Genomic DNA, 7,957 nt, shown 5'->3' with positions numbered 1-7,957 from the left:
CGACCGTCAGGACCGGAAGGGCAAGAAGACCCGGAACGGCGAAGGCTAGACGTAGCGCTCGAGGATGCTCGACTCGGCCAGCCGGGAGAGCCCCTCACGCACGCTGCGGGCCCGGAGCTCACCCACCCCGTCCACGGCCTGCAGGTCGTCGATGCTCGCCGAGAGCAGCTTCTGCAGGCTGCCGAAGTGGTCGACCAGCCGGTCCACCACGGCGCCGGGCAGGCGAGGAACCTTGGCCAGCAGCCGGTAGCCGCGCGGCGTGACGGCGCCGTCGAGGTGCTCGCTGGCGCCGAGCCCGAGCGCCCGCGCCACGGCGGCCACGTCGACCAGGTCCGCCGGGCTGAGCGCCTCCAGGTCGGCCAGCACCTCGCCCGCGCTGCGCCTGCGTCGGGTGAGCGGGAGGTAGTCGCGGATGACCAGCTCCCGCTCCAGGTCCACGCCGGTCACCAGCTCGTCGAGCTGCAGCGAGAGCAGCCGGCCGTCGGAGCCGAGCTCGAGCACGTAGTCCTCGATCTCCCGCGCGATCCGGGTTACCATCTCCAGCCGCTGGGCTACCACGGCGACGTCGCGCACGGTGACCAGGTCCTCGATCTCCAGTGCGGACAGGGTGCTGGACACCTCATCGAGCCTCAGCTTGTAGCGCTCCAGGGTCGCCAGCGCCTGGTTGGCCCGGGACAGGATCTGGCCGGAGTCCTCGAGCACGTAACGGGTCTCCCCGACGTACACCGCGATGATCTGCATCGACTGCGACACCGAGATCACGGGAAACCCGGTCTGCCGCGCGACCCGGTCGGCGGTGCGGTGCCGGGTGCCGGTCTCGTCGGAGTAGATCGACGGGTCCGGCATCAGGTGCACGGCGGCGTAGATGATCCGGCTCGCGTCGCGGTCGAGGATGATCGCGCCGTCCATCTTGGCCAGCTCGCGCAGGCCGGTTGACGTGAACGTGACGTCGAGCTCGAAACCGCCGGTCGAGATCGACTCGACCGTCTTGTCGGAGCCGAGCACGATCAGGGCGCCGGTGCGGCCGCGCAGGATCCGCTCCAGCCCGTCGCGCAGGGCGGTGCCGGGGGCGATGTTCGCCAGCGTCGCGCGCAGGCGATAGTTGTCGTCCGCCCGGTCGGTGGGTCCCACGTGTCTCCCGAATCCTCGATGCCGGCCACTCGATCCGGCGTGTCGCGGACGTCAGTCTAGGGGGAGACGGGCCCCGGGGGTTGCGCGGCGCGTGCAGCCGACCACGTGATGGTCCTGGGCGTCGCTCGTGCCGGGACTACCCGACGTCCAAGCCGGGCGGCAGGTGCGGGCCGGGATTGCCCGGGCCGAACAACGGCACCACGTCACCCCGGCCGAGGTCGAGCACCCGCAGCGCCGCGTCGAGGTCGGGGACGCCGACGACCTCGAGCCCGTCGACGGTGCGCACCGCACCCGGCCGGCCGCCCTGCTCCAGCGGGACGATGGCCGCCCCGAAGCCGAGCCGGGCCGCCTCCGCGATCCGCTGCGGGGTGTCGCGGACCCTGCGCAGCTCACCGGCCAGCCCGATCTCGCCGATGGCGACCACGTCGGTCGGCACCTCGCGAGACTTCCACGCCGACGCGATCGCGATCGCCGTCGCCAGGTCGGCCGCCGGCTCCTGGATGCGGACGCCGCCCACCGTGGAGGCGAACACGTCCTGGCTGTGCAGGTTGATCCGGCAGCGCTGCTGGAGCACCGCGACGATCATCGCCGCGCGCGAGGAGTCCAGGCCCGACGTCGTACGACGAGGGCGCTCGGCCGCCGACGGCGTCACCAGGGCCTGCACCTCGGCCAGGATCGGCCGGCGGCCCTCGAGCACCACCGAGACGCAGGTGCCTGCCACCGGCTGGTGGTGCCGAGCGACGAACAGCCCGGTCGGGTCGGTCACCGCGACGATGCCGCTGCCCGACAGGTCGAAGCAGCCGACCTCGTCGACCGGGCCGAAGCGGTTCTTGACCGCGCGCACCATGCGCAGCCGGGAGTCGCGCTCGCCCTCGAACTGCAGCACGACGTCGACGAGGTGCTCGAGCACCCGCGGCCCGGCGATCGAGCCGTCCTTGGTGACGTGGCCGACCATCACGGTCGCGATGTTCTGGGTCTTGGCCACCCGCACGAGGGCGGCCGCGACCTCCCGGACCTGGGTGACCCCGCCCGGCACGCCGTCGACATCCGGAGCGCCGATGGTCTGCACCGAGTCGATCACCAACAGCTCGGGCCGCACCTCGTGGATGTGGGTGAGCACCGCCCCGAGGTCGGTCTCGGCCGCGAGGAACAGGTCGTGGTGGACCCCGCGGGTGCGGTCGGCCCGCAGCCGCACCTGCGACGCGGACTCCTCCCCGGAGACGTAGAGCGTGCGCAGACCCGAACGCGCCGTCTGCGCGGCGACCTCCAGCAGCAGGGTGGACTTGCCCACCCCCGGCTCACCGGCGAGCAGCACGGCCGCCCCGGGCACCAGCCCGCCACCGAGCACTCGGTCGAGCTCCGGCACGCCGCTGGTGCGGGCGCGGGAGTCCTCGATCGGCACCTGGCCGATCGGCACCGCCGGCGCCGTCACCGGGCCCGCCTGGGTGCGGGCCGCCGGCGCCGCCCCGGCCTCCGCGACGCTGCCCCAGGTCTGGCACTCACCGCAGCGTCCGACCCACTTGGCGGTCTCCCAGCCGCACTCCGAGCAGCGGTGGCTGGAGCGGGTCTTGGCGCGGCCGGTCGAACGAGAGCTGCTCATGGAGGGACCGTAGGGGAGGCCGCCGACAGTCGTGGTCAGGCACGGCGGACCGACCGGCTCCGAGTGCGGAGGCTACTATTGGATCGTTCCAGCGAAGCACGACGGGCGTCCGCCGAGGGCGCCGTACCCGGGGGAGCAGCCGATGACCAGACGCCCGGACCGAGGTGGCGCGCCCACGCTGGCGACCGTCGCGGCCGAGGCCGGCGTCTCCAGGCAGACCGTGTCCAACGCGCTGAACAGCCCAGACCTGCTCCGCCCGGAGACCCTCACGCGGGTGCAGGAGGCGATCGAGCGCCTCGGGTACTCGCCGAACCGCGCCGCTCGCAACCTGCGCACCCGCGCGTCTCACCTGATCGGTCTGCGGGTCGAGCCGGCCGTCGAGGACAGCGCCAACGCGCTGATGGACCGGTTCCTGCACTCGCTGGTGGAGAGCACCCGCGACGCCGGATACCACGTGCTGCTCTTCACTTGCGGACAGGTTGGAGCCGACGCCTCTCTCGACGCGGGGACCGCGGAGGCCGTCACTGCGGAGGCCGACCCGATGGACGGGTACGACGAGCTCCTGCGCTCCGCGGCGGTCGACGCCTTCCTCCTCACCGACACCTATCGCGGCAACCCGCAGGCGGCCTGGCTGGAGGAGCGGGGCGTGCCGTTCGTGGCGTTCGGCCGACCGTGGGGAGACCCGGCCGCGAGGCACCCGTGGGTCGACGTCGACGGCCGCGCCGGCGTGATGCTGGCGGTCGACCACCTCGTCGAGCGCGGCCACGAGCGGATCGCCTGGGTGGGCTGGCAGAAGGGCTCCTACATCGGCGAGGACCGCCGCAGCGGCTGGGCCGACCGGCTGCACGAGCACGGCCTCTCGACGAGCCGGCTCAGCGCCCGCGGTGACGACACGCTCGACTTCGGTCGGAGGGCGGCGCACGCGTTGCTGGACTCGGAGCACCCGACCGCATTCGTGTGCGGGAGCGACACCTTGGCGATGGGCGTGCTGCGCGCGCTGCACGAGCGAGACCTGACACCCGGACCGGAGCTGTCGGTCGTCGGGTTCGACGACTCACTCGCTGCCCAGGTCTGCTCGCCCGGGCTCACGTCGGTGCGGCAGCCTCTGGAGCAGGTCGCGGTCGAGATCGTCAAGCATCTCGGCGACCTGCTCGCGCACCGCCCGTTGACCGAGCTCGGGCGGACGCTCGTCCCGACGCTGTCCGTCCGCGCGACCACCTAGAGCGTGGCGCGGCTCAGTAGCGCCGCCACCACACGTTGACCGCGTAGTCGACCTCGAGGCCGTCGGCCACGCCGTGCTCGCGCAGCACCGCCTCGGCCACGTCGCCGGGGAGCTCGATCCGCACCACCGCCTCCAGGTCGGCACGCGACTCGAAGCGCCACACCGTGTCGACGCCGATGCGCTGCCAGCCGTGCCGCGACCAGAACCGCTCGACCTCCTCGGGGTCGACGTTCGGGTAGCCGCGCCGGAACCACCCGCCGAACGTCGAGCGGCGGGCGTCGTTGTCCACGATGAACGCCGTGCCGCCGCGCCGCATCACGCGCCCCAGGTCGGCTAGCCCGGGCTCGCAGCCGGGCCCGAAGAAGTAGGCCCACCTCGCCTGCGCCACGTCGACGCAGGCGTCGGGCAAGGGGATCCGCTGCGCCGTGCCGACTCGCACCGAGGCGTTGGGGTGCCTGGCGGTACGTCGGACGGCGACCGCGGCGAGGTCGGGGTGCGGCTCGACGCCGACCACCGACCGGGCGTCGGCCGCCCAGCGCGGCAGGTGGAACCCGGTTCCGCAACCCAGGTCGAGGAAGTCCCGGCCCTGCCATGAGGCGACCGACCGCATCGCGGCGTCGATCGCGCCCTCGGGGTCGACCGCACGGTTCTCGACCTCGTAGGTCTGCGGGTGGTGCCAGATGTTCGGGCTCGGTACCGCGCCGTCGAGGGGCTTCGCCACCGCGGGTGGGCCGAGATCAGATCCGGACGAGCCCGGACGGGGTGCTGAACTTCGCGGCCACCACGCCCGGCGTACCGTGCGGCGCCACCCACTCGACGGAGACGTCCTCCAGCGGCTCGGTGACCGGGTCGCCGAGCCACTCGCTCACCCGGTGCGGGTCGCCCGCGATCTCCAGGGTGTCGAGATGGACCTTCCCGGTCGCGCCGCTCGACGGGTGCTCGATCTGCGGCGACTCCCACTGCACGAAGAACGGCAGCTGCGGGTCGGACTGCAGGCCCGTGACCCCGATCTGCTTCCAGCGCAGCTCGACGCCGTCGGGGCGGTGCCGGTTGCCGTCGACGGACGGACGACCCAGCCGCGCCTCCACCTTGGCGATGTCGTCGACCGACACCACCCAGCCGAGCCAGCCGCCGCCGAGCGCGGAACGCGCCCGCACGGCCTGGCCGAACGGCGCCTTGTCGGAAGCCGGGTGGTCGAGGACCTCCACGACTTCGAGGTACGTGCCCTGGCTCAGCGGCAACACCATGTTGCGCGTGCCGAACCGCGGGTGGATCCCCCCGTCGCGGAACTCCTCACCCAGCAGCGCACCGATGCGACCCGCGGTGCCGTGCAGCCCGTCGGGTCCGGCGGCGTACGAGAGATGGTCCAAACGCATACGGAGCATTGTCGCGAGTGCCGGGCAACGGCTCGACACTGGGGTCGGAGGACCCCTTGTGCGACCCCCCGCCGCGGGTGAACAGTGAGGAACCTCAGACCTGGTCGAGGAGGCGCGTCGACGGTGGCAGGGAAGCAGGGAGCAGCCCAGACAGGCAAAGAAGGTGTCCCGGTCGCGGACCGGGCTGATGCGATCCGCAACGTGGCCGTCGTGGGCCCCGCGGGATCAGGAAAGACGACACTGGTCGAGACGCTGTTGGTCTCGGCCGGTGTGCTGAACAGGGGCGGAAGCGTCGTCGAGGGTACGACGGTGTGCGACTTCGACGAGGCCGAGCACCGCCAGCAGCGGTCCACCGGTCTGGCGCTCGCGCCGCTCATGCACGACGGGGTGAAGATCAACCTGCTCGACACCCCCGGCTACGCCGACTTCGTCGGTGAGCTGCGGGCCGGGCTGCGGGCGGCCGACTGCGCGCTGTTCGTGATCGCCGCCAACGAGGGCGTCGACGAGCCGACCAAGGCGCTGTGGCGCGAGTGCGCCGACGTCGGCATGCCGCGCGTCGTCGTGGTCACCAAGCTCGACCACGCCCGCGCCGACTACGACGGCGTCGTGCTCCAGGCCCAGGCGGCCTTCGGGGAGAAGGTCGTGCCGGTGTACCTCCGCGAGGGCGACCAGCTGGTCGGTCTGCTCTCCGACGACCACGCCCACGACGAGCAGCGGGCCGCCCTGATCGAGGCGGTGATCGAGGAGTCCGAGGACGAGACCCTCATGGACCGGTTCCTCGGTGGCGAGGAGATCGACCGCGGCCTGCTGCTCGAGGACCTCGAGCGCGCGGTCGCCCGCGGGTCGTTCCACCCGGTGCTGGCGGTGGACTCGTCGACCTCGGTGGGCGCATCGGAGCTGTTGGACCTGATCGTCTCCGGGTTCCCCTCCCCGCTGGAGCACCCGATGCCGGACGTCTTCACACCCGAGGGCAAGGCGGGCCCCGCGATGACCTGCGACCCCGAAGGCCCGCTGGTGGCCGAGGTCGTCAAGACGACGTCCGACCCGTACGTCGGTCGGGTCAGCCTCGTCCGGGTCTTCTCCGGGACCATCCGCCCCGACGCCACCGTCCACGTGTCCGGGCACTTCTCGTCGTTCTTCGGCACGTCTGAGGACGAGGCGAGCGGGGTCCACGAGGACCACGACGAGGACGAGCGCATCGGCGCCCTGTCGATGCCGCTGGGCAAGACCCAGCGCCCCTGCGACCAGGTGGTCGCGGGCGACCTGTGTGCGATCGGCCGGCTGAGCCGCGCGGAGACGGGCGACACCCTGTCCGACAAGGACACGCCGCTGGTGCTGAAGCCGTGGTCGATGCCCGAACCCCTGCTGCCGCTGGCGATCGAGGCACGCGCCAAGGCCGACGAGGACAAGCTGGGTCAGGGCCTCCAGCGGCTCGCGGCGGAGGACCCCACCCTGCGCATCGAGCACAGCGCGGAGACCCACCAGATCGTCCTCTGGTGCATGGGCGAGGCACACGCCGACGTGGTGCTCGACCGGCTCGAGAACCGGCACGGCGCCGGCGTCGAGCAGGTGGAGCTGCGGGTCCCGCTGCGCGAGACGTTCGCGACGAAGGCCGAGGCGAAGGGTCGACACGTGAAGCAGTCCGGCGGCCACGGGCAGTACGCCGTCTGCGACATCACCGTGGAGCCGCTGCCGCAGGGCTCCGGCTTCGAGTTCGTCGACAAGGTCGTCGGCGGCGCCGTCCCCCGTCAGTTCATCCCCTCGGTGGAGAAGGGCGTGCGCGCCCAGATGGAGAGGGGCGTGGCTGCCGGGTACCCCGTCGTCGACATCAAGGTGACCTTGCACGACGGCAAGGCACACAGCGTGGACTCCTCGGACATGGCGTTCCAGACCGCCGGCGCGCTCGCGCTCCGCGAAGCGGCCGCGAGCGCGAAGGTCGCGATGCTGGAGCCCGTCGACGAGATCGCCGTGCTGGTGCCCGACGACCTCGTCGGCACGGTGATGAGCGACCTGTCCGGCCGGCGCGGGCGGGTCTTGGGCTCGGAGCCGGTCGGCGACGACCGGACCCTGGTGCGTGCGGAGGTGCCGCAGACCGAGATCGTCCGCTACTCCATCGACCTGCGGGCCTTCTCGCACGGCGCCGCGTCGTTCACACGGTCCTTCGCCCGCTACGAACCCATGCCAGAACAGCTCGCGGCAAAGCTCAGGTCTTAGGTGGTCACAAACGTCCGTGGCTGGTGTCACGCAGCTACGGCTGGCTTCCGCGGTTCGCTTCGCTCGCGCTTCGGCTGAGCTCGCCGACAGGTCAGTTCGCGATTCCCCCGCTTCGCTCCTCCTCGCGAACGGACCCGTCGGCTAGCGGTCCATGTCGCGCGCAGCTGGTGTCGCGGAGAGGGCTCAGCGAGCACTTTCCGGATCAGCCGGATGTATTGCGAGTGCGGACCGTGACGCCATGTGCCGTTCGCAGTGGTCTACAAGCTCGTCGTACGCCGCCTGGCCCATCAGCTCGACCAGCTCGCGGTCGTTGGAGAGGTACACCGGGTCCTGCCCGATGTGCGCCTCGGTGTTGCCCGAGCAGTACCAGTCGAGGTCGTGGCCGCCCGGTCCCCACCCGCGCCGGTCGTACTC

Annotated in this window: 6 protein-coding genes and 1 pseudogene; 2 read left to right on the top strand and 5 right to left on the bottom strand. The window is 72.1% G+C overall.

The genetic code is table 11. The annotated features are described in order from the left end of the window. Positions 1-45: 45 nt before the first annotated feature. Together disA and radA are read right to left on the bottom strand one after the other, a co-directional pair. Positions 46-1,131 carry a DNA integrity scanning diadenylate cyclase DisA gene (disA, locus tag VFH10_RS02440; protein ID WP_325125577.1) on the bottom strand — a complete coding sequence of 362 codons (1,086 nt, stop codon included), beginning with the start codon at positions 1,129-1,131 and terminating at the stop codon, positions 46-48. 136 nt (positions 1,132-1,267) lie between these two features. Beyond that, a complete protein-coding gene (gene radA, locus VFH10_RS02435; RefSeq protein ID WP_325125575.1) occupies positions 1,268-2,731 on the bottom strand; it encodes a DNA repair protein RadA in 1,464 nt (487 codons plus the stop codon). A 142-nt stretch (positions 2,732-2,873) separates the two neighbouring features. Here radA and VFH10_RS02430 point away from each other — a divergent pair, with 142 nt between their 5' ends. Beyond that, on the top strand, positions 2,874-3,953 hold the full coding sequence (locus VFH10_RS02430; RefSeq protein ID WP_325125573.1) for a LacI family DNA-binding transcriptional regulator: 1,080 nt from the start codon (positions 2,874-2,876) through the stop codon (positions 3,951-3,953). Positions 3,954-3,966: 13 nt separating this feature from the next. Here the strand turns inward: VFH10_RS02430 and VFH10_RS02425 are convergent, their stop codons facing one another. Then, complete coding sequence (locus VFH10_RS02425) at positions 3,967-4,674, bottom strand: class I SAM-dependent methyltransferase (RefSeq protein WP_325125571.1); 708 nt, start codon at positions 4,672-4,674, stop codon at positions 3,967-3,969. A 16-nt stretch (positions 4,675-4,690) separates the two neighbouring features. After that, a complete protein-coding gene (locus VFH10_RS02420; RefSeq protein WP_325125569.1) occupies positions 4,691-5,329 on the bottom strand; it encodes a VOC family protein in 639 nt (212 codons plus the stop codon). A 123-nt stretch (positions 5,330-5,452) separates the two neighbouring features. On the opposite strand from VFH10_RS02420, the gene VFH10_RS02415 reads away from it, so the two are divergent. Then, complete coding sequence (locus tag VFH10_RS02415) at positions 5,453-7,543, top strand: elongation factor G (RefSeq protein WP_325125567.1); 2,091 nt, start codon at positions 5,453-5,455, stop codon at positions 7,541-7,543. Between the two features lie 183 nt (positions 7,544-7,726). Here the strand turns inward: VFH10_RS02415 and VFH10_RS02410 are convergent. Next, positions 7,727-7,957, bottom strand: a pseudogene (locus VFH10_RS02410) (hypothetical protein); the annotation flags it as partial.

Source organism: Nocardioides sp. (genome assembly GCF_035697785.1).
Lineage (GTDB): Bacteria > Actinomycetota > Actinomycetes > Propionibacteriales > Nocardioidaceae > Nocardioides_B.
Note: the sequence above shows the minus strand (reverse complement) of the source record. Positions and strands in the feature narration are given on the sequence as shown.

Excerpts from the sequence above, each read along its gene's own strand:
- radA (WP_325125575.1), bottom strand. The coding sequence starts at position 2,731 with ATGAGCAGCTCTCGTTCGACCGGCCGCGCCAAGACCCGCTCCAGCCAC.
- VFH10_RS02430 (WP_325125573.1), top strand. The coding sequence starts at position 2,874 with ATGACCAGACGCCCGGACCGAGGTGGCGCGCCCACGCTGGCGACCGTC.
- VFH10_RS02420 (WP_325125569.1), bottom strand. The coding sequence starts at position 5,329 with ATGCGTTTGGACCATCTCTCGTACGCCGCCGGACCCGACGGGCTGCAC.